Raw genomic sequence first — 23,079 nt, 5'->3', positions numbered from 1 at the left:
GCCGGCTCAGACCTCGATCACCGTCGGCACGATCATCGGCTGACGCCGGTAGACCTCGCCCACCCATTTGCCCACCGTGCGGCGCACCGCCTGAGCGATCCGGGCCGGATCGGTGACCTGCTCTGCGGCAAGGGATTCCAGTTCCGCCTCGACCTTGCGCGCCGCCGGCTCCAGGGCCTTGGGGTCTTCGGAGAAGCCCCGCGAATGCAGGTGCGGCGGAGCCACCGGCTTGCCGGTCCCGCGGCGGACCACCACCGTGATCGCGACGAATCCGCTGGACAGGATCAACCGCTCCCCCAGCGTTGCATCGCCGACATCGCCGTCGACGAGCCCGTCGACGAACATCTTGCCGGTCGGTACCGCCCCGGCAATGCGTGCCTGTCCGGCGACCAGGTCGACGCTGACCCCGTTCTCGGCCATCAGGATCGACTCCTCTGGCACCCCGGTACGGACGGCCAGTGCGGCGTTGGCGCGCATCATCCGCCAGGTGCCGTGTACAGGCATCACGTTGCGGGGCCGAATTCCGTTGTAGAGGAACAGTAGTTCGCCGGAGTAGGCGTGCCCGGAAACATGAACGCGCGCCTGGGCATTGGTGACCACCCGGGCACCGATCTTGGCCAGTGCGTCCATCACCCCGTAGACGGCTTCCTCGTTGCCGGGAATCAGCGACGACGACAGCACCACCAGATCGCCGGCGGTCAGCGTGATCGACCGGTGCTCGCCACGCGACATCCGTGACAGCGCCGAGAGCGGTTCGCCCTGGGTTCCGGTGGTGACCAGCACCACCTTCTCCGGCGGCATCTCCTCGGCGGCCCCGATGTCGATCACATCGCGGTCTGTGACCCGCAGAAAACCCAGATCCTTGGCGATCCCCATATTGCGGACCATCGACCTGCCGACGAAGGCCACCCGCCGGCCCTGTGACACCGCGGCGTCGACGATCTGCTGGACCCGGTCCACGTTCGAGGCGAAGCAGGCCACGATCACCCGGCCCTCGGCGCCGCGGATCAGCCGGTGCAGGGTGGGACCAACCTCGCTCTCGCTGGGACCGACACCGGGAATCTCGGCATTGGTCGAGTCACACAGGAACAGGTCCACACCCTTGTCGCCCAGGCGTGACATCCCGGGCAGGTCGGTGGGCCGCCCGTCCGGGGGCAGCTGGTCGAGCTTGATGTCGCCGGTGTGCAGGACGGTGCCCGCGCCGGTGTGCACCGCGATCGCCAGTGCATCCGGGATGGAGTGGTTCACCGCGAAGTACTCGCATTCGAACACCCCGTGGGTGCTGCGCTGACCCTCGGCCACCTGGACGAAGACCGGCTTGATGCGGTGTTCTCGGCACTTGGCGGCGACCAGGGCCAGGGTGAACTTCGAACCGACCACCGGAATGTCGGCCCGCAGTTTGAGCAGGAACGGAATGGCGCCGATGTGGTCCTCGTGGGCGTGGGTCAGCACCAGCGCCTCGACGTCGTCGAGCCGGTCTTGGATGTGGCGGATGTCCGGCAGGATCAGGTCGACGCCGGGCTCGTCGTGGCCCGGGAACAGCACGCCGCAGTCGATGATCAACAGCCGGCCGAGGTGCTCGAAAACGGTCATATTGCGGCCGATTTCGCTGATACCGCCGAGTGCGGTGACGCGCAGTCCGCCTTCGGTCAGCGGACCCGGCGGGGAGAGATCTTCAGTCACCCGCACCTCACCCGAGTACTGACGCAGCGCGCATGTCGATGGCAAGTTCGTCGACCTCGGCGGCGGATGCCGGGACCATCGGCAACCGGGGATCGCCGGCCTCGAAACCCTGCAATCGCAGACCGGCCTTGACGAAGGTCACCCCGCCGACGCGACCCATCGCGTTGGACAGCGATGCGATCGAGACGTTGATCTTGCGGGCGGTCTCGACGTCGCCGGCCGCGAAGGCGGCCAGCATGTCGCGCAACTGAGCGGCCGCGAAGTGCGAGATCACGCTGACGAATCCGGTGGCCCCCATGGCCAGCCAGGGCAGATTCAGCGCGTCGTCGCCGGAGTAGTAGGCCAATCCGGTCTCGGCCATGATCTGCGCTCCGGCGTGCAAGTCCCCCTTGGCGTCCTTGATCGCGACGATGTTGGGGTGTTCGGCCAGCTCGAAGATGGTGTCCGGCGCGATCGGCACCACCGAGCGGGCCGGGATGTCGTAGAGCATCACCGGCAGCGCGCTGGCGTCGGCGACGGCGGTGAAGTGCGCCAACAGGCCGGCCTGCGACGGACGCGAGTAGTACGGCGTCACCACCAGCAGGCCGTGCGCGCCGACCCCGGCGCAGGCCTCGGCGAGGCGCACGCTGTGCTCGGTGTCGTTGCTGCCGGCGCCGGCGATGATGCGAGCCCGGTCACCGACCGCCTCGACCACCGCACGCAGCAGCGTGAGCTTCTCGTAGTCCGCGGTGGTCGGCGACTCGCCGGTGGTACCCGAGATCACCAAACCGTCGCAACCGGCGTCGATAAGGCGATTGGCCAGGCGTACGGCGGCGTCGGTGTCCACCGAGCCGTCCGCGCCGAAGGGGGTCACCATGGCGGTCAGCACGGTGCCGAACTGCGCCTTGGCGTCGAATCCGCTGCTGCTCACGGCCCCAAGATTACCTGGCCCCTGGAGTTGCTCAGACCTCGGTGGCGAGCGGACTGGTCGCGACTTCGGTGCCGTCGGCCAGCGTGCTGATCTGGAAGTCCTCGAACGCCGCCGGAGCCACGTCAGTGAGCTGCCGCAGGCACTCGACGGCCAGCCGGCGAATCTCGACATCGGCGTGCTCGCTGGCCCGCATCGCGATGAAGTGCCGCCATGCCCGGTAATTGCCCGTCACCACGATGCGCGTCTCGGTGGCGTTGGGCAGCACGGCGCGAGCGGCCTGTCGAGCCTGCTTGCGCCGCAGCGCCCCCACGGTCTCGCCGGCCTGGCCCGCCGCGAATTTGGCTTCCAGCCGGGCCAGCAGCTCGACGTAGGCGGCGCGACTGGCGTCCGCGGCGTCGGTCAGGATCTGCTGCAGTTCCGGGTCGTCCTCCAGGCCGGGCGGCACCACGACCCGCGAGTCCGGTTCGGGCACGTAGCGCTGGGACAGCTGGGAGAACGAGAAGTGCCGGTGCCGGATGAGCTCGTGGGTGGCCGACCGGGAGATGCCGGTGATGTAGAAGGTCACCGAGGCGTGCTCCAACACCGAGAAGTGCCCGACGTCGATGATGTGCTTCAGGTAGGCGGCGTTGGTCGCGGTTCGCGGGTTGGGCTTGGACCAGCTCTGGTAGCAGGCCCGGCCGGCGAACTCGACCAGTGCCGACCCGCCGTCGGCGTCGGTGCTCCACGGCACGTCCGACGGCGGACTGAACTCGGTCTTGGCAATCAGTTGCACGCGCAGCGGCGCCGTCTCGGCCACGGCACTCACCTTAAGGCGTGCCCGGCCGGTCTCAACGCCACCGCGCCCACACGTAGGGCACCAGGCAGAATGCCCTCGGCGTATTGGCGGGTGAACGTCAGTCGCTGGGCACTTTCGCAGCGATCTGACCAGCGATGACCACCGCGGTGTCCTTGGGATCCGCACTGCAGGTGTTGACGTCGATCACGACGTTGTTGGCCACGGTCAGCGCCCGCCCGCAGGCCCAGCTCACGTCGTTGCCCGCATTGTCTTGGGTCGCGACGGTGCTCAGCATGCCGTCGGCGTTGACGATCGGACCGGCGGTCCAGATAGTGCCGCTCTGCAGATGGCTGTATTCGTGGCAGGCCGGCCATTGCCGGGCGGCAGTGGCGAAGAACGCGGCGGCCTGCTTGGCCGATGGGAACGCGACGACGGCCTGTTCGGCGAAGTGCTCGAAATCGTCGCCCTCGCTGAGCGCCTGTTCCCGCACGCCGGAGTAGCCGCTGTCGGCGTATACCGGCTCCTGAGCCGCGCCGTCGATGGCCAGACACTCTTGAGGTTGCATGGTGGCGCTGTCGTCCGACAGGGCGGTATGGGTGCGGGTGACGGCCATATCGGTCGCCTCCATGATCGAGTTGACCTGCTCGGGGGTGAGTAACAGAGCGCGCAGGCCATCCTCGGCGACGGGTGCGGCCGTCATGGTAGGGGTGGGCACCGTCGATGTGGGGTTCGGCAGGACCTTCAGTTCGTGACTCCCACAGCCGGCAGCCAGCGCAGCACTCGCGACAACAAGCACCCATGCAGCAGAAACCCGCATACGATCACCCCGACATCCCCGACCCTGGATCGGTACGCCAGTCATCAACGCTGCCGATCAGCTCCCGGTCGCCACCCTAGCGCCGTCCGGGAAGCTTCGCCGGTGGCGGCCGGTCCGCCGGCTCTCGACGTTTACGCCGTAAGTCCCGACGGGTATCCCGCGCCAAGGCCGCTGCGCAGGAGGCACGCGAGCGGGCTCAACAGCGATGGGGGGCTCAGTGTTGCTACGGAAGATCACACGTCCACTGCTCGCGGCAGCGTTTATCGGTCAAGGCGTGGAGGCGTTGCGCCGGCCGCAGCAAGCCGGGCGGGCGGCCCGTCCGGCGTTTGACGGACTCAAGCAGTTACCCGGCGAGATAGCGGCCAAGATGCCGTCCGACGTCGAGGCGTTCGCCAAGGCCAACGCGCTGGCGCAGGTCGGCGGTGGCGTCTTGCTGGCAACCGGCAAGCTGCCACGCATTGCGGCCGCGGTACTGGCGTGCACGGTAATCCCAGGTAGCGCCGGGGCGCACATGTTCTGGACGGAGCCCGACCCGCAACGCAGGGCTGAACAACGCAAAGCGTTCTTGACCGACATCAGCCTGGTCGGTGGATTGATGATCGCGGCTGCCGACACCGAGGGAAGACCTTCACTGGGCTGGCGGGCCCGCCGCGCCTATCGGCGTGCAGCCGACGCGTTGCCCACCACGTCCGGTGATGCCGCGCTGGAGACAGTCGGCGAAAAGGTCAGCGCGGGCTTGAAGGCCGGCGTGGAACACGGCCGCGAACTCGCCGAGATGGTGGGGGAAATGGCCGGACCGTTACTGGAGTCGGCCGGCGAACGGGGAGCACAGCTCGCTGAAGTCGCCGCCGACCGCGGAACCGAGCTGGCGCAGGCGGCCCGATCCATCGCCGCGGCCCGTTGGGCTAACCATTGAGCACCCGTCGGCGCAGCTCGGCCACCAGATCCCCGCGCTCCCCCACCCTGACCTGACTCAATCCGAGCCAGGACGCCATCGACCACAGTTCGGTGGCCAGTGCCTCAGCCACTCGTTCGCGCGACTGCCCCTCTTCGGCGAACGCCCCGACGACATGCAGCGCACCCTGCTGCCGATCGGCCTTGAGGTCCACCCGGCCGACCAGCTCCCCATCCAACAGGAATGGCCACACGTAGTAGCCGTACTGCCGTTTGGGCGCCGGGGTATAGATCTCAATGCGATAAAAGAAGTCGAACAACCGCTGCACCCGCGGCCGGAAGAAGATCAGCGGATCGAACGGGCACAGCAATGCGGTGCCGCGATCGGTTCGCGGAATCGATTGCCCCGCACGCAGATAGGCCGCGGCGTCCCAGCCGTCGACGGCGACCGGTTCCAATTCGCCGGCCGCCACCAACTTCGCGATCGCCGGTTTGACCTGGGCGGCCGACAACCGGAAGTAGTCACGCAGGTCGGCCTCGGTGGCAACGCCCAGGGCGCCGGCTGCGCGGCGGACAAGCTCGCGAATCGCCTCGTCGTCGTCGACCTCGACTGCCAGCACCTGCGGTGGCAGCACGTTCTCGACCAGGTCGTAGTGCCGGGCGAACCCGACCCGGGTGGCCGTGGTCAGCTCCCCCGAGGCGAACAGCGCCTCGGCCACCCATTTGGTGTCACTGCGGTTCCACCACGGCCCCTTTCCGGCTCGACCGGACGCTGACCACGTGGAGGCCAGGTGCTCTTCGATCTCGCCGGCAGTCGACGGACCCAGTTCGCCGATCGCGGCGGTGACATCGATGACCAGCTGCGGGTTGGCCCGCACGATGGCCGAACCCCACCGGCCATGGGGCCATTGCCGCATCCGCCAGCGCAACAGCGGCCAGTCCTCGACGGCCATCAGCGCCGCCTCGTGCGCCCAGTACTCGACCAACAACCGCGGCGAGCGGGCGCTGTGGCTCCACGCGGCTCGATCCAGCACGGTGCGGTCATAGGGCCCGAGCCGGCTGAACACCGGCGCGTAGTGGGCGCGTACCGCCACAGAGACCGAATCGAGCTGCAGTACTTGGATGCGGGAGATCAGCCGTTTCAGGTGCGCCCTGGTGACTGTGGCAGAGGGTTTGGGATCCGTGAATCCCTGTGCGGCAACGGCGATCCGACGCGCCTGCGCGGCGGTCAGGACTGGCACGAAGTCCGGTGGTAAGTCAGATAGCGGTAGCGCAGACCGGTTCGGCTGGTCAGCCACTCCCCCGTGCTGGCCTGCCAGGACTGGTCAAGCACCGGCGCCACGGCGTCACCGTCCTGCGCCGGCAAATCGATATCGACCTCGGTTACTTCGCAGCGGCCCGCCAGCGGCAGCGCCAGCGCGTAGATCTCCGCTCCGCCGACCACCCAGATGTCGTCGCCCTCCAGCGCCTGATCCAGGGTCGGCACGACGGTGGCGCCGTCGGCGACATAGTCCGGGTCCCGGGTGAGCACGACATTGCGCCGATCGGGCAGCGGCCGGACTCTGGCGGGCAGCGATTCCCAGGTCAGCCGCCCCATCACCACGGTGTGGCCGATGGTGAGCTGTTTGTAGCGGGCCTGATCTTCGGGCACCCGCCAGGGAATGCCGCCGGCACGGCCGATCACCCCGGACTTCGACTGAGCCCAGATCAGACTGATCGTCATACCGCCACAGGCGCCTTGATCGCCGGATGCGGGTCGTAGCCCCGGATCTCGACGTCCTCGTAGGTGTAGCCGAAGATCGAGTCACGCGGCGCCAGAACCAATTGCGGATACGGACGCGGATCACGACTCAGTTGTTCGGTGACCTGATCGACGTGATTGTCGTAGATGTGGCAGTCGCCGCCGGTCCAGATGAACTCTCCGACACCCAGCCCGGCCTGCGCGGCCATCATGTGGGTCAGCAGCGCATAGCTGGCGATGTTGAACGGCACGCCGAGGAACAGGTCGGCGCTGCGCTGATAGAGCTGGCAGGACAGCTTGCCGTCGGCGACGTAGAACTGAAACAGCGCGTGACAGGGGGCCAGCGCCATCTCGCCGATCTCGCCGACGTTCCATGCCGAGACGATGATCCGGCGCGAATCCGGGTCGGTGCGCAGCAGGTGCAGCGCAGCAGAGATCTGGTCTACGTGCTCACCCGCCGGCGTCGGCCACGACCGCCACTGCACTCCGTAGACCGGACCGAGATCTCCTGTCTCAGAAGCCCATTCATCCCAGATGGTGACACCGTGTTCGTTGAGCCAGGCGATGTTGGAGTCACCGCGCAGAAACCACAGCAGCTCGTAGATCACCGACTTGAGGTGCACCTTCTTGGTGGTGATCAGCGGGAATCCGGCGGTCAGGTCATAGCGCAGCTGGTGGCCGAACAGGCTGCGGGTGCCGGTGCCGGTACGGTCCGCCTTCGCGGTTCCCTCGGCCAAAACCAGCCGCAACAGGTCTTCGTACGGGGTCGCGATCGGCACGCCGCCCAGCTTAGCGGCGATCGCAAGCGCGGCGAAGCCACGCGCCGCGGGTCGCCGCAATCAACACCGCGGCGATCGCAAGCGCGGCGAAGCCACGCGCCGCGGGTCGCCGCATCAACACCGCGGCGATCGCAAGCGCGGCGAAGCCACGCGCCGCGGGTCGCCGCATCAACACCGCGGCGATCGGTCGGAGTACAACGGAGGCCATGCCCACGATCACCGACACCATCACCACCCCCGACGGGGACTGCCCCGTTCGCCTGTTCACCCCGGAAGGCTCCGGGCCCTGGCCCGGCGTGGTCATGTATCCCGATGCTGGCGGAGTCCGGGCGGCCTTCGACGAGATGGCCACCGAACTGGCGGGCTACGGCTACGCCGTGCTGCTTCCCGATGTGTACTACCGGCACCCCGGCTGGGCGCCGTTCGACATGGCGACGGTATTCGCCGACGCCAAGGAGCGCGGCCGGCTGTTCTCGATGATCGGCGACGTGACCCCGGACCGGATGACCACCGACGCGCGGGCGTTCTTCGATTATCTGGCCGGCCGGCCCGAAGTCCGCGGAGAGAAATTCGGGGTGTGCGGCTACTGCATGGGTGGGCGTACATCGGTGACCGTCGCCGGACGCGTGCCCGACCGGGTGGCCGCGGCGGCGTCGTTCCACGGCGGCGGCCTGGTCACCGACTCCGCGGACAGTCCCCATCTGCTGGCCGATCAGATGACTGCCACCGTCTATGTGGCCGGCGCCGAGAACGACGCGTCGTTCACGAAGGCGCATGCCGCAACCCTGGACGAGGCGCTGAGCGCCGCCGGCGTCACATACACCGTCGAGTTCTATCCGGCCGCGCACGGGTTCGCCGTGCCCGACAACGCGCCCTATGACGCCGACGCGGCGGCCCGGCACTGGGCGGCGATGCGCGACGTGTTCGGCGACACTCTGGCCACCCAATAATTGCCTACTGGGAATTATTGCCCACTGAGCATTTTCAGGTAGTATGGTGGAATGACCGGTCTGCGAGAACGCAAGAAGGCCGACACCCGCCGAGCCCTGTCCGACGCCGCCCTGCAGCTGATGTTCGAGCGCGGCCTGGACAACGTCACCCGGGAAGACATCGCCGCCCTGGCCGGGGTCTCAACACGGACCTTCAGCAATTACTTCGCCACCAAGTTCGAGGCCTTGGCCTATCGGCAGACCGAACGCCTGCGTCGCGGTGTCGCCCTGCTGCGCCAGCGTCCCGCCGAGGAGCCGCTGTGGACGTCGCTCACCGAGGCGATTCTCGGGCCCATCGAAGACGACTTCACCGCGTCGACCGAGGATGTCAACCGCCCGCCGGCCCGCGCCAAGCTCGCTGAGCTTCGCAAGGCACTGAGCAACAGTGACATTCGCAGTGCGTTGCCGCACGAGGTCTTCGACGACTTCGTCCGCGCGATCGCCGAACGCACCGGCACCGATCCGCAGCGCGATCGCTATCCCCGCCTGGCCGCCGGCGTCGTCTACGCGGTTGTCGAGGCCACCATGGACACCTACACCGCCGCGGATCCGCCGGTCCCCTACCCGCGGCTGCTCCGCGAGGCGTTCGCCGACGTCGCCGCCGGGCTTCCGGCACCCACCGACTGAAAAGGCATGACCATGGCCGCCGCAGCACACCATCCCGTCGTCATCGCCGGCGCCGGCCCCAACGGCCTGATGCTGGCGTGCGAGCTGGCGCTGACCGGAATCCAGCCGGTCGTGCTCGACGCGTTGCCCGTACCCAGTTCTGAGCCGAAGGCCAACGGTCTTGTCGGGCAAGTGGTTCGAATGCTCGACCTGCGGGGTCTCTATACCAGGTTCAGCGGCGTGGACGGTCCCCCGCGGCCCTCCCCCACGTGGATGTTCTCCGGAATGGCCCTGGATCTGTCGCACAGCTTCACCGGCACCCGGGCCAACCCGATGTATCTGCTTGCGGTGCCCCAACCGAAGCTGGTGCGGCTACTCCTGGAGCGCGCCGCTGAGCTCGGCGTGGCGGTTCGCTGGGGCCACGAACTCACCGGGTTCGACGCCGGAGACGACGGCGTGGTGACGGCGATCAGATCTGCCGACGGCGACTATGCCCTGGCCGCCGACTACCTGGTGGGCGCCGACGGCGGCCGCAGCATCGTGCGCAAGACAACCGGAATCGCCTTTCCCGGTACCACGGCGGCGACGGTGTCGCGGCTGGCGCACGTGCAGATCCCGGAGGATCTGCGTGCCGTCGATCGCAGCCTTCAGATACCGGGCTTCGGACGGATCGCCCATGGCCACAACCGGTTCGACAATGGCCTGGTGCTGTTCGGTGAAGTCGAGCCCGACCGGTCATTGTTGGGCACGCTGGAGTTCGGCTCGTCGGGTGATGCCGGCCCGATGACGCTTGCCGAACTCCGGCAAAGCCTGCAGCGCATTCTCGGCGTCGAAATCCCGTTCGCCGATCCAACCGGGCCAGGTCCGCATGCGCTGCGCCGCATTGAGGGGCAGAACAGTCGCCAGGCCGAGCGCTACCGCGCCGGACGGGTGCTGCTGCTCGGCGACGCCGCTCATGTCCACAGCGCGATGGGCGGGCCGGGACTGAATCTCGGACTGCAGGACACCATCAACCTCGGCTGGAAGCTCGCCGCTCAGATCAACGGCTGGGCGCCCGACGGGCTGCTGGACAGCTACGACTCCGAGCGCAAGCCCCTGGGGCAGCGGGTGATGATGCACTCGCTCGCCCAGACCGCGTTGGTATCGCCGGGACCGCACGTCGCCGCGCTGCGGGACCTTTTCGGGGAGCTGTCGGCCATCCCGCAGGTGTCGGCGCACCTCGCCGAACTGCTGGCCGGCACCGACGTGCGCTACGACGTCGGCGACGACCACCGATTGTCCGGATGGCATGTCCCGGATTTCACGCTCGACGACGGTCGCCGGGTCGCCGAGCTATTGCACAGTGGGCGTGCGGTGCTGCTCGACCTGGCCGAGGGCACCGCGGCAGCAGCCGCCCGGCCGTGGGCCGGTCGGGTCGATGCTGTCACGGCCGCCATGTCCGAGCCCCCGGCAGCCGCCCTGCTCATCCGGCCGGACGGCTATATCGCCTGGGCAACAGACGGTTTCAACCCGTCCGAGCAGTCGGCCCTGGAGGCTGCGCTGACCCGCTGGTTCGGCGTGCCGAGTCCCTGACATTGTCAGACGTCGTCGGCGATCCCGACCTGATGTAGCTCGGTGTCGCGGGTCTCCTGCATCGCCAGCAGCGCCACGAACGAGCACGCGGCCGCAATCGACAGGTAGCCGCCCACCCAGGCCGCGCCGTGGCTGGTTGCCAGCCAGGTGGTGATGAACGGCGCCACCGCCGCCCCCAGAATGCTCGCCGCGTTGTAGGCGACGCCCGAGCCGGTGTAGCGGACATTGGTCGGGAACAGTTCGGGTAAGACCGCACTCATCGGGCCGAACGCCAAGCCCATCAAAGTCATCCCGATTATCAGGAACGCCAGCATCACACCGGTGGATGCGGTCGGTTTGAGGAATGCGCCGAAGGTGGTTCCGTACACCATGATTCCGGCGGTGAAGAACAGCAGCAGCGGGCGTCGGCCGAAGTGGTCGGCCAGCCTGCCGACGATCGGCAGCACCGCCACGAAGAACAGCACGGCGATCAGCTGCAGCCCGAGGAACTCGGCGTAGCCGTAGCCCAGGCCGATGCCCTCGGGCGGACGCTTGGCGGTGCCGTAGCTCAGGATCCACGTCGTCACGGTGTAGAAGAGCGTGTAGGGCACCACCATCACCAACGTGCCGATGACCAGCCGGCGCCAGCTGCCCCGCAGCAGCGCTGCGATCGGAGCGTTCACCGGCGCACCGCTGGCCTTCGCCTGCGCGAAGACCGGGGTTTCGGTGAGCCGCAGCCGCACATACAGTCCGACGGCCACCATCACGGCGCTCAGCAGAAACGGAATCCGCCAGCCCCAGGTGAGAAATGGCCCGGCTCCGTCCGCGCCGGCGGTGGCCGGTCCCAACCACGTGAACAGGACCAGGAAGATCGCGGTGGCTAGCAGATAGCCCAGGGGCGCACCCAGTTGCGGCCAGATTCCCGCCGTCGCCCGGCGGCCCGGTTTAGCGGTTTCGGTGGCCAGCAGCGCAGCACCGCTCCATTCGCCGCCGAGCGCCAAACCCTGACAGAACCGCAAGGCCGCCAGCAGCACCGGGGCGAGCAGACCGATGTGGTGGTAGGTGGGCAGCACACCGATCAGGAACGTGGCGACACCCATGAGCAGCAAGGAGGCGACCAGGGTGGATTTGCGGCCCAGCCGATCACCGAAGTGACCGAACAGGATCGACCCCACCGGCCTGGCCACGAACGCCAAGCCGAACGTCGCCAACGAGGCCAACAGCGCCGCCGTGGGATTGCCCGTCGGGAAGAACAAGTGCGGGAAGACCGTGACCGCGGCGGCCGCATAGACGTAGAAATCGTAGAACTCGATCGTGGTGCCGACCATTGCCGCCACCGCGATCCGCCGGCGCGGGACACCTCCGACGAGGTCGGCCCCGCCGGCGGCGGCGCCGGCGCGATACGACGTGCTCATCTCAGATGCCTGCTTCGTCGGCGACCTCACGCGCCTTGTCTACCAAGGCATCGATCCACGCGGTGATGGGAGTGCCGGCGGCAGCCTTGTTCGCCGGGTTGTCCAGCACCCGCCGCACGATGCCCTCGGCGATGATCGCGACCTTCCACAGCCCGAGCGCATGCCAGTACTGCAGGGTCGCCGCGTCGCGCCCGGTCTCTTCCAGGTACACCCGGGCCAGCTCCGCCCGGTCCGGGAAGCCCTCCAGGGTGCTGATGACGAACTCCCCGGCGATGTGCTCTTCGCCGACCTGCGGCCAATACGCCAGCAGGCTGCCCATGTCGGCCAACGGGTCGCCGAGGGTGGACAACTCCCAGTCCAGCACCGCGATCACCTCGCCGCTGTCCGGTGACGTGATCACGTTGCGCAGGTGGAAGTCGCCGTGCACCAGCGTGAGCTCCTGCTGCTGCGGCACGGCGTCGGTCAGACGCCTGGTCAGGTCATCGAGTGCGGGCAGCTCGCGTGTCTTGGACTTCTCCCACTGCCCGGCCCACCGCTTGAGCTGACGTTGCGCGTACGGCTTGTGGCTGGCCAGATCATCCAGGCCTACCGCGGTGATGTCGACGGCATGAATCTTGGCCAGCGTCTTGGGCATGGACAGCCCGATCTGTCGGCGCCGCTCGGGAGAGAGCGCCTGTGCCACCGACATCCGGTCTGCCACCACGCCGTCGACGAACTCCATCAGCAGCAACGGCGTGTCTTTTGCCTCCAGTGGCGACCCGCTGCGCCCGGCTTCGCCGCGCTGGCGATCGCCACCGGCATCGCGGGTCAACCCGTACACCTTCGGCGTGGGGACGTCGGTGTCGCCGAGGGCCGCGAGAATCCGCGCTTCGCGGGCCACATCGTGGGCCGAGGCCAGCAACTTTCCCAGCGGCGGCCGGCGCAGCACCCAGCTATGACCGGCGTCGTCGGACACCCGGTAGGTCAGGTTGGACTGTCCGATTCCGATCCGCTCGAAGCGCAGCGACCCGCGCACGGGCAGGCCCAGTTCGGTGATCCACGCGGTCGCAGCCGCCGGGTCGATGCCCAGTGGCTCCTCAGCCACCGAGACCTCCCCGGAATCCGGTTGCGTCACCAAGGATCTGGCCGCCGTCCATGACCAGGGTCTGCCCGGTGATCCAGCTCGCCGCGTCAGACGCCAGGAACAACACCGCGTCGGCCACGTCGACCGGCTCGCCGATCCGGCCCAGCGGTATGCCGGTCGACAATCCCTGCTCGTGTTCCTTCCACAGCACCTCGGCCAGCTTGGTGCGCACCACGCCCGGACAGATCGCGTTGACCCGAATTCCCGGGGACAGTTCCAGCGCAAGCTGTTTCGTGACATGGATCAGCGCGGCCTTGGTGGCGTTATACATGCCCATCAGTGGCGCGAAACTCATGCCGCCGATCGAAGCCGTGTTGACCACCACCCCGCCGTGCCCACCTCGTTCCCCCAGCCCGGCCTTCACCGCGCAGGACGTCCACAGCAGCGGCCCCCACAGGTTGACGTCGAAGATCTTGGCGAACCGGGCGTGATCCTGGTCGATCAACGGTCCGAACGCCGGATTGGTGCCGGCGTTGTTGACCAGGATGTCAATGCTGCCGAAGCGCTCCAGCGTGGCGTCAACGCAGCGCTGAGCGGCGTCATCGTCGGCGACGTGGGCGGCCACCCCCATCGCGTTGCCGTTGACCTGGGCCGCCGCCGCGTCGGCACTCTCCTGGTCCCGTGAGGTCAGGACCACATTGGCGCCCGCTTCGGCCAGCCGCTGCCCGATCGCCAATCCGATCCCCCGCGAGCCGCCGGTGATGATCGCGGTGCGCCCCGCGAAGTCCGGTGTCGTCATCGGGCGTCCTCGAGATACTTGCGCAGCTCCTGGCGGGCAATGGCGCGCTTGTGCACCTCGTCGGGGCCGTCGGCGAGCCGCAGCGTGCGCAGGTGGGCCCAGAAACTGGCGAGCGGGAAGTCCTCGGTGACGCCGCCGGCGCCGTGCACCTGGATGGCCCGGTCGATGATCGTGAGCGCGATGTTGGGCGCTGCGACCTTGATCGCCGCGATCTCGACCTGCGCCGCCTTGTTGCCGACGGTGTCCATCAGGTACGCGGTCTTGAGCGTCAGCAGGCGGATCATCTCGATGTCGATGCGCGCCTCGGCGATCCAGTCACGGATGTTGGCGTTCGCACTGATCGGCTTGCCGAAGGCGATCCGGGAGTTCGCTCGCCGGCACATCAGTTCCAGTGCCCGCTCGGCCATTCCGATGCAGCGCATGCAGTGGTGGATGCGGCCCGGGCCAAGCCGGGCCTGGGCGATTGCGAAGCCCTCCCCCTCGCCCTTGAGCACATCCTTGGCCGGTACCCGGACGTCCTTGAAGTCGATCTCGGCGTGGCCCTCACGGTCCTGGTAACCGAAGACCGGCAGCCCGCGCATGATGGTGACGCCCGGGGCGTCGATGGGAACGACCATCATCGACTGCTGCCGGTGGGTGGCGGCGTCGGGATCGGTCTTGCCCATCACGATCATCACCTTGCAGTTCTGGTGCAAGGCGTTGGACGCGAACCACTTCCGGCCGTTGAGCAGATAGCCGTCACCGTCGCGCACCATCGACAACTGCACGTTGGTGGCGTCAGAGCTGGCCACCTGCGGCTCGGTCATCGCGAACGCCGACCGGATGGTGCCCTCCAGCAGCGGCTTGAGGTATTTCTCCTTGTGTTCGTCGCTGCCGAACAGCGTGAACACCTCCATGTTGCCGGTGTCCGGCGCATTGCAGTTGGTCGCCTCCGGGGCCAGATGCGGGCTGCGGCCCATGATCTCGGCCAGCAGCGCGTATTCGAGGTTGGTCAGGCCCGGACCCCATTCCGGATGGGGGTGGAACAGGTTCCACAGCCCGCGCTCACGCGCTTGGGCCTTCAGGTCCTCCAGGATCGGGGGCTGAAAGTGCGGGTTGCCGGCTTCGGCCATCTGCGTCTCGTAGACCGCCTCGGCCGGATAGACGCATTCGTCCATGAATGCCAGCAGGTCGGTCTGGTATTTCGTTGCGCGCTCGGACATTTCAAACAGGGACATACAGGCTCCTCACCTAGGACACTTCAGAATCGAGCAGGCCGCGCTGATAGCGGCGCATGCCGCGCAACCAGCGGTCGTAGTCGCCTGCCTTGTGCCGGTACATCTCCAGCACCACCGGGTGCGGCAGGATCAGGAAACGTTCGTCGTCGATGGCGGCGAGCACCTCCGCAGCGACGTCAGCGGGTTCCAGCACCTCACCGGCGGAGGTGACCGCGCGGGTGGCCAAATCACCCAGCGGGTCACCGGATTGTTCACCGGCATAGAGCAACTTCGTGTTGACGCCCATCGGGCACAAGCAGCTGACCCGCACACCCTGATCGCCGTAGGTGATATTGAGCCACTCGGCGAATCCGACGGCCGCGTGCTTGGTCACCGAGTAGGTGGCAGCGCCCAGTTGGGTGAGCAGTCCGGCGGCGGATGCGGTGGAGACGAAATATCCTTCGCCGCGGCGCACCCAGTCGGGGATCAGCAGCTCCGCCGCACGGATGTGCGAGCGCAGATTGACGTCGATGGCCTGGTCCCAGTCGGCTTCGCTGGGCAAGCCGGGGGCGCCGGTGATCCCGGCGTTGGCGAAGTAGAAGTCGACCGGTCCGTAGCGCTCCTGAGCCAACGCGATCAGTCCCCGGATGGTCTCGGTGTCCGAGACATCGCCGCCGCGACCGACCGCGGCGCCGGGATGCGCGGCGTTGATCGCCTCGGCTACCGCCGCCGCGGCGTCCGCGTCGAGGTCGGCCACCACCACTTTGGCTCCCGCCTCGACCAGCGCCGCGGCCAGCGCTCCACCGATGCCGCCACCGCCACCGGTGACGATCGCGACCCGCTCGGCAACCTTCATAAGCAACGTCCCCGTTCTTCGGTGCGCAGTGGCATTAGTTGAATCCGATCTCATGTTCGATTGTTGACAGTGCGAAATTGCAGAGCATTGGCCCATAGCCGGGTGACCGTGGCGACCAGGGCCTCGAAGTCGGCGCCCGAGCTGTGCTCGGCCTCCTCGCCGACGAAGGTGCCGTAGGCGAGTCTGCTGACCATCCCCGACAATGCCCGCGACGCCAGGAGCGGATCGACGTCGGCGCCGGCGATGCCCCGTGCCTGCAGATCGGCGATGCCGGCGGCATTGCGTTGGACGAACGCATCAGCTCGCCGCGCGCGGAAGGCGCGGAACTTCGGATCGATCTGGGCCACCTGTTCGAGCAGCCCCATCAACTGGGCGTTGCGCCGATACGCCTCCAAGTAGGCGCGATTGCTCGCTTCCAGCACCGCATACGGGTCGTCGGAATCGCTCACCCGGCCCATGCCCGGATGCATCATGTCCTGCTGGGCCTGTTCGAGGACCGCGGCGAAGATCTCCTCTTTGTTCGCGAAGTAGGTGTAGAACGACCCGGTCGCACAGCCGGCAGCCTTGGTGATGTCGGTCAGCTTCGCGTCGAGGTAGCCGTCGCGCTCGAAAACCTTGCGCGCCGCGGCGACCAGCCCCGCCCGGGTCCGCGCCCCGCGCACCGTCGCCGGCAACTGGCGGACCGGGGCGGCCGGGACGGCATCCATCCGAGCAGACTAACTGAATTCGATGTCAACTTCACTGACTTCTTCGGCACCGGCGCCGAGTTCGCCGAGCATGGCTTCGGCCTCCGATTCGGGCAGCGACTCCACCCCGCGCAGCTTGCGTTCGATGGCGCGGGTACGGACGCCAGCGGTGTCGATGGTGTTGCGGGCGGTGTCGAGTTGCTTGCGGGTCTTCTCCAGCACCGCCGCGAACTTTCCGAACTCGGTCTTGACCGCACCGAGTACCTGCCAGACCTCGCTGCTGCGCTGTTCGATCGCCAGGGTGCGAAAGCCCATGCGCAGGCTGTTGAGCAGCGCGGCCAGCGTGGTCGGGCCGGCCAGGGTGACGTTGTACTTGGCCTGAATCTGCTCGAACAGCCCCGGCTGGCGCAGCACCTCGGCATACAGACTCTCGGTGGCCAGGAACAGGATCCCGAAGTCGGTGGTGTGCGGCGGATCGAGGTACTTGTCGTGGATATCGCAGGCCTCGGCTTCGATTCGCCGGATCAGCGCCTGGCGCGCGGCAGCCTCCCCCACGCTGTCGGCGTGTTCCTGCGCATCGAGCAGCCGCTCAAAGTCCTCACGCGGGAACTTGGCGTCGACGGGCAACAACACCTCGCGCGCGCCGGTGGCGCCGGGCAATCGGATCGCGAATTCAACCCGGGCGTTCGAACCCGGCACGGTGATGACGTTGGTGGCGTACTGCTCGGGCGTCAGCGTCTCGGACAGCAAGGCGGCCAACTGCGTCTCGCCGAAGATGCCACGGGTTTTGACGTTGGTCAGCACCCGCTTGAGATCACCCACCCCGGTGGCCAGCGTCTGCATCTCACCCAGACCCCGCTGCACCGCCTCCAGGCGCTCCGAGATCTGCGTGAACGATTGCGCCAGCCGGGTTTCCAATGTGGCCTGCAGCTTCTCGTCCACCGTGGCGCGCATCTTCTCCAGCTGCGCGGTGTTCTCGGTCTGGAGGCTCCTGAGCTGCCGATCCAGCGTGGCGCCCAGTTTGTCCTGCGTTCCCTGCAAGGTCGATCCGAAGCGGTGCAGGGTCAGCTGCCACTGGTGAAAGGCCTGGGCGAGTTCGGCGCGCCCGGCATGCTGCTCTTCGCGCAGGGTCCGCTCCACGCGTTCACTGTCACCGCGCAGCGCGGAGAGCTGCGCAGGCGAGATCGCCCCGCCGGCAGGGCGCACAAGCACCACCACCTGGAGGATCACCGCCAGTAGCGCCAGTGAGGTGAGGAGGATCAGCAGTGCTGTGTCCATGCCGGCAAGGTAACGCCCGCCACCGACAAGTCCTGGCTACCGCAGCGGCGAGCCCCAACGCACCTGCTCGCGCAGCTGGGCCTTGAGCAACTTGCCGCTGGCGGTGCGTGGCAGCGCCTCGCTCACCACGGTGATGTACTGCGGCACCTTGAAGTCCGCCAATTGGCCGCGGCAGTACTCCAGTACGGCGGCCACATCAATCTCGTGCTGGTCGCCGATCAGCACCGCGCCGACCTTCTCCCCCATCACCTCGTCGGGCACTGCGAGCACGCACGCGTCGGCCACACCGGGAGCCGACAGCAGGGCCGCTTCCACCTCGACGCTGGAGACGTTCTCGCCACCGCGGTTGATGATGTCCTTGAGGCGATCGATGATGTGGACCCGGCCGGCGTCGTCGACGCGCACCACATCACCGGTGTGCAGCCAGCCGTCGATGATGGTGGCGGCGGTCGCCTCGGGCCGGTTCCAGTAGCCCGTCATCACATTCGCACCGCGCACCACCAGTTCACCGGTACCCGGATCATCGCCGAGCGGGACGACGCCGATATCGCCCGACGGCACGACATAACCGACCGAGTCCGCATGCGCCACCGCGTCGGAGTCCGGCAACACCGTCATCAGCGAAGCCGTCTCGGTCATGCCGTAGCCGTTGAACACCGTTGCCGCACCGAACGCCTCGCGTAGTGAGCGCACCAGCGCCGGTGCCGTCGGCGCCCCGCCGTAGCCGACCCACCGCACCCCACTCACGTCGACGTTGGCGAAGTCGGGATGCCTCAGCAGCAGCGAATAGATCGCCGGCACCGTCACCATCGATGAGATCCGTTGCGCAGGAAGTGTTGCGATCAACTCGGGAAGATTCAGCGACGGCATGATGACCGCGGTGCCGCCGGTGTAGGCGGCGACCAGCAGTTGGGAGTTACAGCCCGTCACATGAAACAGCGGGACCGAGATCAGTGTGCGATATTCCTCGCCCAATGTCCGGGTCCGGCCCAAGGTGCGCATCATGTTCTCGGCGTTGGTCACAAACGCCTCGTGGGTGGTGGGCACTCCCTTGGGGCTGCCGGTGGTACCGGAGGTGTAGAACAGCGCCGCGGTGTCGCCCGCTTCGAGCCCGTCGACCACATACGGTTGGCCATCGGGCAGTGCGGTGCCGGGCGCCAGGTCCACCCGAACGCCGGCATCGGTGAGCACGAAGTCGACTTCCGGTGCGGCCGAACGGGTATTGACGGCCACCGGTATTCCACCGGCCATCAACGTGCCCCAGAACGCCAGCACCCAGTCCAGTCCCGCCGGGTAGCGCAACGCGACCCGGTCACCGCGAGCCAGCCCGTCGGCGCGCAGCCCGCCAGCCACCCGTGCGGCCCGCCGCCACAACTGCCGGTAGGTCAGGCGGTCGCCGCCGAGTTCCACCACGGCTTCACCGTCGGGGCGCTGCTCGGCCTGCTCGGCCAGCACATCGAGAAGTGTTGCCGGCAGCTGCGCGTAATGCGCGACACCGTTGTGGTCGCGGGTCACCCCGGTCGCCGGAAAAGGGTTGTGGTGCCGTGTGATTTCGACGACGTGAGTCATGGGCAGCCTATTATCGCCGGCGTCGCCACTTGTGCGTCACCATCCGCAGCGTCCCGCGCAGCGCGTAGGCCGCGGAGACGAGGCACGCGAGGATCAGCACGATGAACATCGGCAGCCAATTGCCACGATCGTGATTGATGTGCCACCAGACGTAGGTGAACAGCACCGAGGAGACGAAAAAGACCACGTCGCGCCAATTGCCCTGATAGGAGAGCGCCGCGGCCCGCAGCGCTCTCGTTCGGTCGGAGGCAGCGACCAAATCGTCAATGCGCTCGTCGATGGTGCGCTGGAAATCCGCGCGCCGCTGCGTCTGCTCCGCGGGAAGCCGGTCGAGCAGATCGAGGTCCTGTTTGATCAGGGCGCGTACGTCCGGGCCTTTCAGCTGCCCGGCGGCCGCGGCAAACAGGGCTCCACCGAAGACCGGTGCCGCGCCCAACGCCATGCTCAGCAAAGAGGGCATCGTGGTGCTGTTCCTTTCCCGTTATGTCCCGGCCACCCTACGACCTCAGCCCAGAATTACCGTGCCATCGGGCGCGATCCGCCAGCCGGGGTTGTGGGCGATCTCCCAGATCAGTCCGTTGGGGTCTTGGACGTGGGCGTGGAACACGCCGCCGAACTGGCCGGGTTGCGGCGGCTTGATCACGACGCCACCCACGGCGGCCATGGCGTCGGCCAGCGCGATCACGGCGGCGGGGCTGTCGACGTTGTGCGCCGTGGTGACCCCGGAGACCCGGGAGTGGTCACTGGGCAGCGCCAGGTCTTCGTTGAACTTGTCGGCGTCAAAGAACCCCAGCACCTGGCCCGGCGCCGTCTGATAGAAGACGATCTCGCCCTCGACATCCAGTAGGGGCTCCCAGCCCAGGGCGCCGTAGAAACTCCTGGTCGCGTCCAGATCGGTGGCCGCGACCGTGACGAAGTGCACCTGTTGCTCCATGCGGCCGAGCCTAGAGCGGCGGAGCGTCGTGTCAGACCCCCTCGTTAGAATCGCACGTATGTTCGAATATGACGTCCTGGAGCCGGAGTCGTTGGCCGAGGCCGACGACAAAGCCCTGGTGGCGGCGATCTCGGGGTGGGCCCGGGTGGAGGCCGCCGCCTCGGCGCGCCGCCTGGCCGTCATCGGCGAACTAGTGGCACGGCGCACCCGCGGAACGGACGCGGTGAACCGGTCGCGCTGGTCATGCGACTACTGGGACGCCGCAGCCTCCGAGGTCGCCGCCGCTGAGCAGATCAGCCACGGTCTGGCGTCCTCTCAGATGTACCTGGCCTCGGCACTGCGTGAGCGACTGCCCAAGGTCGCCGCACTGTTTCTCGACGGGGCGATCAACAGCCGACTGATCGCCACGATCGTCTGGCGCACCACGTTGATCACCAACCCCTACCTGCTCAACGCCGTCGACACCGAGCTCGCCAAGATCGCCACCGGCCTGGGACCCCTCTCGGCGGCCAAGACCGCCGCGGCCATCGACGCCCTGATCGAGCGGCATGACCCCGAAGCCATCCGACGCCAGGAGCGCGACGCCCGCGGCCGCGAAGTCGTCATCGACACCCGCAACAGCGAAAACGGCACCACCGCCCTGTGGGGCCGACTTTTCGCCACCGATGCCACCGCACTCGACCGGCGCCTGACCCAATTAGCCCACACCGTCTGCGACGACGATCCCCGCACCCTGGCCCAACGCCGCGCCGATGCCCTCGGCGCCCTGGCCGCCGGAGCCGACACCCTCGCCTGCGCCTGCGGCAACTCCGACTGCCCGGCCGCCGGCACCGACGCCCGCGCCACCAACGTCACCGTCTACGTGCTGGCCGACCAAACCGCACTGAACACCGCGGCCGATCCGCGATTCGGCGCCGGCGAAGAACCCGTGGCGCCGACATCCCCAACGCGCCCAGCGCGCTCCGGGCAGATCATCGGCGGCGGCACGGTGCCCGCACCGCTGCTGACCCAGCTCGTCAACAACGGCGCCACCGTCAAACCACTGCACGACCCGGCCGACCTGCCCGCCGAACCGCACTACCGTCCCTCACGAGCGCTGGCCGCTTTCATTCGCGCCCGCGACCTCACCTGCCGATTCCCCGGCTGCGACCAGCCCGCCACCCACTGCGACATCGACCATGCCGTGGCCCACCCGCATGGGGCCACCCACCCGGCCAAGGTCAGATGTTGGTAATATACCCCCATGGCGAAGATGAAATCCGCTGGTCAGCGGGCTGGGGTGCGGTCGGCGGCGATTTACGCGCGTATCTCGGCTGATGTGGAGGGCACCGGGTTGGGGGTGGCGCGGCAGTTGGAGGATTGCCGCAAGCTGTCTGCTGACCGCGGTTGGCCGGTTGGCGATGAGTATGTCGATAACGATGTGTCGGCGTTCTCGGGCAAGCCGCGTCGGCAGTATGCGCGGATGCTGGCCGATCTGGCATCAGGGGCGCGGGATGCGGTGATCGTCTACAACTTGGACCGGTTGCATCGCCGACCGGTGGAGTTGGAAGAGTTTGTCGCTTTGTGTGAGTCGGTGGGTGTGCGAGACGTGGCTACCGTGACCGCCGATATTGACCTGGGTAACGATGACGGGTTGTTCATGGCCCGGATTTTCGCCGCGTTCGCCGCCAAGGAGTCCGGGCGCAAGTCCGCACGTATTCGCCGCAAGATGTTGCAGAACGCCGAACAGGGACTACCGCACGGCTCGGTGCGTCCGTTCGGCTACGAGGACGACAAGATCACGCTGCGGACGTCGGAGGCGGCGGTGGTGCGTGAGATGGTGGACCGCTACTTGGCGGGCCAGTCGTTGTTGTCGTTGACGGTGTGGCTCAACGACTCCGGCGTTTCCCCGGCGGTGGCCAAGTCGTGGCAGACCTCGGCGGTGCGCCAGATCCTGTGCTCGGGCCGTATCGCCGGGCTGCGGGAGCATCGTGGTGAGGTGATCGGCCCCGCGAAATGGCCGGCGATCATCACCCCGGCGGAGCGGGACCGGATCTTGGCGCGTATCGCGGCGCGGTCGGTGACCAAGACGCGGGCGGCGCGCACGTATGTGTTGTCGGGGATGCTGCGGTGTGGGCGTTGCGGTAATCGGCTGTATTCGCAAGCCCGGCACAGTAATCCCGATCATCGGGTGCGCCGCTATGTTTGTCTGAAAGGACCCGATCATGGCGGCTGTGGTCGGCTGACGGTGGTCGCCGAACCGGTTGAGGCGTTGTTGACTGATGCGGTGTTGACCCGCCTGGATTCTCGGGATCTGGCGAAGGTGTTGGCCGGCAAAGCCAGCCCTAATCATGATGTGGCGGCGTTGGCGGCGGCCGTGGAGGCCGATCAAACGCGCCTCGATGAGCTGGCCGGGTTGTATGCCGACGGCGCGATCAGCGCGCGGGAGTGGATCGCGGCCCGCGACCCGATCACCAGCCGCATCCAGCAGGCCAGGCGTGACATCGCTGAGGCCACCGATACCAGTGAGGTTTATGAGTTGGCGGGCACCGGCGGGGC

The 23,079-nt window shown here is 67.7% G+C and carries 24 protein-coding genes; 6 read left to right on the top strand and 18 right to left on the bottom strand.

Annotation, left to right across the window (positions count from 1 at the left end; all coding sequences use genetic code 11):
• Positions 1-6: 6 nt before the first annotated feature.
• From AC2VOG_RS15825 to AC2VOG_RS15810, 4 genes are all read right to left on the bottom strand, one after another.
• A complete protein-coding gene (locus AC2VOG_RS15825; RefSeq protein WP_486940823.1) occupies positions 7-1,683 on the bottom strand; it encodes a ribonuclease J in 1,677 nt (558 codons plus the stop codon).
• 7 nt (positions 1,684-1,690) lie between these two features.
• A complete protein-coding gene (gene dapA / locus AC2VOG_RS15820; protein WP_065041174.1) occupies positions 1,691-2,593 on the bottom strand; it encodes a 4-hydroxy-tetrahydrodipicolinate synthase in 903 nt (300 codons plus the stop codon).
• A gap of 31 nt (positions 2,594-2,624) precedes the next feature.
• On the bottom strand, positions 2,625-3,389 hold the full coding sequence (gene thyX / locus AC2VOG_RS15815; RefSeq protein WP_486940822.1) for an FAD-dependent thymidylate synthase: 765 nt from the start codon (positions 3,387-3,389) through the stop codon (positions 2,625-2,627).
• A gap of 97 nt (positions 3,390-3,486) precedes the next feature.
• Entirely contained in the window at positions 3,487-4,068 is a 582-nt protein-coding gene (locus AC2VOG_RS15810; RefSeq protein ID WP_486940821.1) for a sensor domain-containing protein, read from the bottom strand.
• A 334-nt stretch (positions 4,069-4,402) separates the two neighbouring features.
• On the opposite strand from AC2VOG_RS15810, the gene AC2VOG_RS15805 reads away from it, so the two are divergent.
• Positions 4,403-5,101: a DoxX family protein gene (locus AC2VOG_RS15805; protein ID WP_486940820.1), complete on the top strand. Its 699-nt coding sequence runs from the start codon at positions 4,403-4,405 to the stop codon at positions 5,099-5,101.
• Here the strand turns inward: AC2VOG_RS15805 and AC2VOG_RS15800 are convergent.
• Genes AC2VOG_RS15800 through AC2VOG_RS15785 form a run of 4 tightly spaced genes read right to left on the bottom strand, consistent with a single transcriptional unit; the run spans position 5,091 to position 7,807 of the window.
• Complete coding sequence (locus tag AC2VOG_RS15800; RefSeq protein WP_486940819.1) at positions 5,091-6,320, bottom strand: winged helix-turn-helix domain-containing protein; 1,230 nt, start codon at positions 6,318-6,320, stop codon at positions 5,091-5,093. The two genes, AC2VOG_RS15805 and AC2VOG_RS15800, sit on opposite strands and share 11 nt — an antisense overlap.
• A complete protein-coding gene (locus tag AC2VOG_RS15795) occupies positions 6,308-6,802 on the bottom strand; it encodes a dihydrofolate reductase (protein ID WP_486940818.1) in 495 nt (164 codons plus the stop codon). Before AC2VOG_RS15795 ends, AC2VOG_RS15800 begins: the two co-directional genes overlap by 13 nt.
• A complete protein-coding gene (locus AC2VOG_RS15790; protein ID WP_486940817.1) occupies positions 6,799-7,599 on the bottom strand; it encodes a thymidylate synthase in 801 nt (266 codons plus the stop codon). Before AC2VOG_RS15790 ends, AC2VOG_RS15795 begins: the two co-directional genes overlap by 4 nt.
• A gap of 10 nt (positions 7,600-7,609) precedes the next feature.
• Positions 7,610-7,807 carry a hypothetical protein gene (locus tag AC2VOG_RS15785; protein WP_486940816.1) on the bottom strand — a complete coding sequence of 66 codons (198 nt, stop codon included), beginning with the start codon at positions 7,805-7,807 and terminating at the stop codon, positions 7,610-7,612.
• On the opposite strand from AC2VOG_RS15785, the gene AC2VOG_RS15780 reads away from it, so the two are divergent.
• From AC2VOG_RS15780 to AC2VOG_RS15770, 3 genes are read left to right on the top strand one after another with little or no spacing between them, the layout of a single operon-like run.
• On the top strand, positions 7,806-8,549 hold the full coding sequence (locus AC2VOG_RS15780) for an alpha/beta fold hydrolase (RefSeq protein WP_486940815.1): 744 nt from the start codon (positions 7,806-7,808) through the stop codon (positions 8,547-8,549). The two genes, AC2VOG_RS15785 and AC2VOG_RS15780, sit on opposite strands and share 2 nt — an antisense overlap.
• A gap of 51 nt (positions 8,550-8,600) precedes the next feature.
• Entirely contained in the window at positions 8,601-9,215 is a 615-nt protein-coding gene (locus tag AC2VOG_RS15775) for a TetR/AcrR family transcriptional regulator (RefSeq protein ID WP_486940814.1), read from the top strand.
• A 12-nt stretch (positions 9,216-9,227) separates the two neighbouring features.
• Positions 9,228-10,766 (top strand): FAD-dependent monooxygenase, encoded by a 1,539-nt coding sequence (locus AC2VOG_RS15770; protein WP_486940813.1) that lies wholly within the window; start codon positions 9,228-9,230, stop codon positions 10,764-10,766.
• 5 nt (positions 10,767-10,771) lie between these two features.
• Here AC2VOG_RS15770 and AC2VOG_RS15765 read toward each other — a convergent pair whose 3' ends face one another.
• From AC2VOG_RS15765 to AC2VOG_RS15720, 10 genes are read right to left on the bottom strand one after another with little or no spacing between them, the layout of a single operon-like run.
• On the bottom strand, positions 10,772-12,160 hold the full coding sequence (locus AC2VOG_RS15765; RefSeq protein WP_486940812.1) for an MFS transporter: 1,389 nt from the start codon (positions 12,158-12,160) through the stop codon (positions 10,772-10,774).
• A 1-nt stretch (position 12,161) separates the two neighbouring features.
• Positions 12,162-13,244 (bottom strand): phosphotransferase family protein, encoded by a 1,083-nt coding sequence (locus AC2VOG_RS15760; RefSeq protein ID WP_486940811.1) that lies wholly within the window; start codon positions 13,242-13,244, stop codon positions 12,162-12,164.
• Positions 13,237-14,022 (bottom strand): SDR family oxidoreductase, encoded by a 786-nt coding sequence (locus AC2VOG_RS15755; protein ID WP_486940810.1) that lies wholly within the window; start codon positions 14,020-14,022, stop codon positions 13,237-13,239. Before AC2VOG_RS15755 ends, AC2VOG_RS15760 begins: the two co-directional genes overlap by 8 nt.
• Positions 14,019-15,239, bottom strand: a complete 1,221-nt coding sequence (locus tag AC2VOG_RS15750) for an acyl-CoA dehydrogenase family protein (RefSeq protein ID WP_486940809.1) — start codon at positions 15,237-15,239, stop codon at positions 14,019-14,021. Before AC2VOG_RS15750 ends, AC2VOG_RS15755 begins: the two co-directional genes overlap by 4 nt.
• A gap of 13 nt (positions 15,240-15,252) precedes the next feature.
• Entirely contained in the window at positions 15,253-16,074 is an 822-nt protein-coding gene (locus AC2VOG_RS15745) for an SDR family oxidoreductase (protein WP_486940808.1), read from the bottom strand.
• A gap of 50 nt (positions 16,075-16,124) precedes the next feature.
• Complete coding sequence (locus tag AC2VOG_RS15740; protein WP_486940807.1) at positions 16,125-16,781, bottom strand: TetR/AcrR family transcriptional regulator; 657 nt, start codon at positions 16,779-16,781, stop codon at positions 16,125-16,127.
• Between the two features lie 9 nt (positions 16,782-16,790).
• On the bottom strand, positions 16,791-18,038 hold the full coding sequence (locus AC2VOG_RS15735; protein WP_486940806.1) for a DNA recombination protein RmuC: 1,248 nt from the start codon (positions 18,036-18,038) through the stop codon (positions 16,791-16,793).
• Between the two features lie 36 nt (positions 18,039-18,074).
• The gene (locus tag AC2VOG_RS15730; RefSeq protein WP_486940805.1) at positions 18,075-19,607 is read right to left on the bottom strand and encodes a class I adenylate-forming enzyme family protein; all 1,533 of its coding nucleotides are present in this window, start codon (positions 19,605-19,607) and stop codon (positions 18,075-18,077) included.
• A gap of 10 nt (positions 19,608-19,617) precedes the next feature.
• Positions 19,618-20,067 carry a hypothetical protein gene (locus AC2VOG_RS15725; protein ID WP_486940804.1) on the bottom strand — a complete coding sequence of 150 codons (450 nt, stop codon included), beginning with the start codon at positions 20,065-20,067 and terminating at the stop codon, positions 19,618-19,620.
• Between the two features lie 45 nt (positions 20,068-20,112).
• Positions 20,113-20,541, bottom strand: coding sequence for a VOC family protein (locus tag AC2VOG_RS15720; RefSeq protein ID WP_486940803.1), 429 nt, complete (start codon positions 20,539-20,541; stop codon positions 20,113-20,115).
• A gap of 58 nt (positions 20,542-20,599) precedes the next feature.
• On the opposite strand from AC2VOG_RS15720, the gene AC2VOG_RS15715 reads away from it, so the two are divergent.
• Both AC2VOG_RS15715 and AC2VOG_RS15710 read left to right on the top strand, forming a co-directional pair.
• The gene (locus AC2VOG_RS15715) at positions 20,600-21,775 is read left to right on the top strand and encodes an HNH endonuclease signature motif containing protein (protein WP_486940802.1); all 1,176 of its coding nucleotides are present in this window, start codon (positions 20,600-20,602) and stop codon (positions 21,773-21,775) included.
• A gap of 9 nt (positions 21,776-21,784) precedes the next feature.
• A partial coding sequence (locus AC2VOG_RS15710; RefSeq protein WP_421528866.1) for a recombinase family protein occupies positions 21,785-23,079 on the top strand: 1,295 nt, incomplete at its 3' end.

The organism is Mycobacterium sp. TH-M11, from assembly GCF_057473725.1.
The sequence above is the reverse complement of the archived record's forward strand: the minus strand, read 5'-3'. Positions and strand labels throughout refer to the sequence as shown.

What these genes read in the sequence shown, in the direction of transcription:
- AC2VOG_RS15765 (WP_486940812.1), bottom strand. Translation starts at nt 12,160, where the DNA reads ATGAGCACGTCGTATCGCGCCGGCGCCGCCGCCGGCGGGGCCGACCTC.
- AC2VOG_RS15735 (WP_486940806.1), bottom strand. Translation starts at nt 18,038, where the DNA reads ATGGACACAGCACTGCTGATCCTCCTCACCTCACTGGCGCTACTGGCG.
- AC2VOG_RS15750 (WP_486940809.1), bottom strand. Translation starts at nt 15,239, where the DNA reads ATGTCCCTGTTTGAAATGTCCGAGCGCGCAACGAAATACCAGACCGAC.
- AC2VOG_RS15725 (WP_486940804.1), bottom strand. Translation starts at nt 20,067, where the DNA reads ATGCCCTCTTTGCTGAGCATGGCGTTGGGCGCGGCACCGGTCTTCGGT.
- AC2VOG_RS15795 (WP_486940818.1), bottom strand. Translation starts at nt 6,802, where the DNA reads ATGACGATCAGTCTGATCTGGGCTCAGTCGAAGTCCGGGGTGATCGGC.
- AC2VOG_RS15755 (WP_486940810.1), bottom strand. Translation starts at nt 14,022, where the DNA reads ATGACGACACCGGACTTCGCGGGGCGCACCGCGATCATCACCGGCGGC.
- AC2VOG_RS15785 (WP_486940816.1), bottom strand. Translation starts at nt 7,807, where the DNA reads ATGGCCTCCGTTGTACTCCGACCGATCGCCGCGGTGTTGATGCGGCGA.
- AC2VOG_RS15810 (WP_486940821.1), bottom strand. Translation starts at nt 4,068, where the DNA reads ATGACGGCCGCACCCGTCGCCGAGGATGGCCTGCGCGCTCTGTTACTC.
- AC2VOG_RS15775 (WP_486940814.1), top strand. Translation starts at nt 8,601, where the DNA reads ATGACCGGTCTGCGAGAACGCAAGAAGGCCGACACCCGCCGAGCCCTG.
- AC2VOG_RS15730 (WP_486940805.1), bottom strand. Translation starts at nt 19,607, where the DNA reads ATGACTCACGTCGTCGAAATCACACGGCACCACAACCCTTTTCCGGCG.
- AC2VOG_RS15770 (WP_486940813.1), top strand. Translation starts at nt 9,228, where the DNA reads ATGGCCGCCGCAGCACACCATCCCGTCGTCATCGCCGGCGCCGGCCCC.
- AC2VOG_RS15745 (WP_486940808.1), bottom strand. Translation starts at nt 16,074, where the DNA reads ATGAAGGTTGCCGAGCGGGTCGCGATCGTCACCGGTGGCGGTGGCGGC.
- AC2VOG_RS15780 (WP_486940815.1), top strand. Translation starts at nt 7,806, where the DNA reads ATGCCCACGATCACCGACACCATCACCACCCCCGACGGGGACTGCCCC.
- AC2VOG_RS15715 (WP_486940802.1), top strand. Translation starts at nt 20,600, where the DNA reads ATGTTCGAATATGACGTCCTGGAGCCGGAGTCGTTGGCCGAGGCCGAC.
- AC2VOG_RS15740 (WP_486940807.1), bottom strand. Translation starts at nt 16,781, where the DNA reads ATGGATGCCGTCCCGGCCGCCCCGGTCCGCCAGTTGCCGGCGACGGTG.
- AC2VOG_RS15720 (WP_486940803.1), bottom strand. Translation starts at nt 20,541, where the DNA reads ATGGAGCAACAGGTGCACTTCGTCACGGTCGCGGCCACCGATCTGGAC.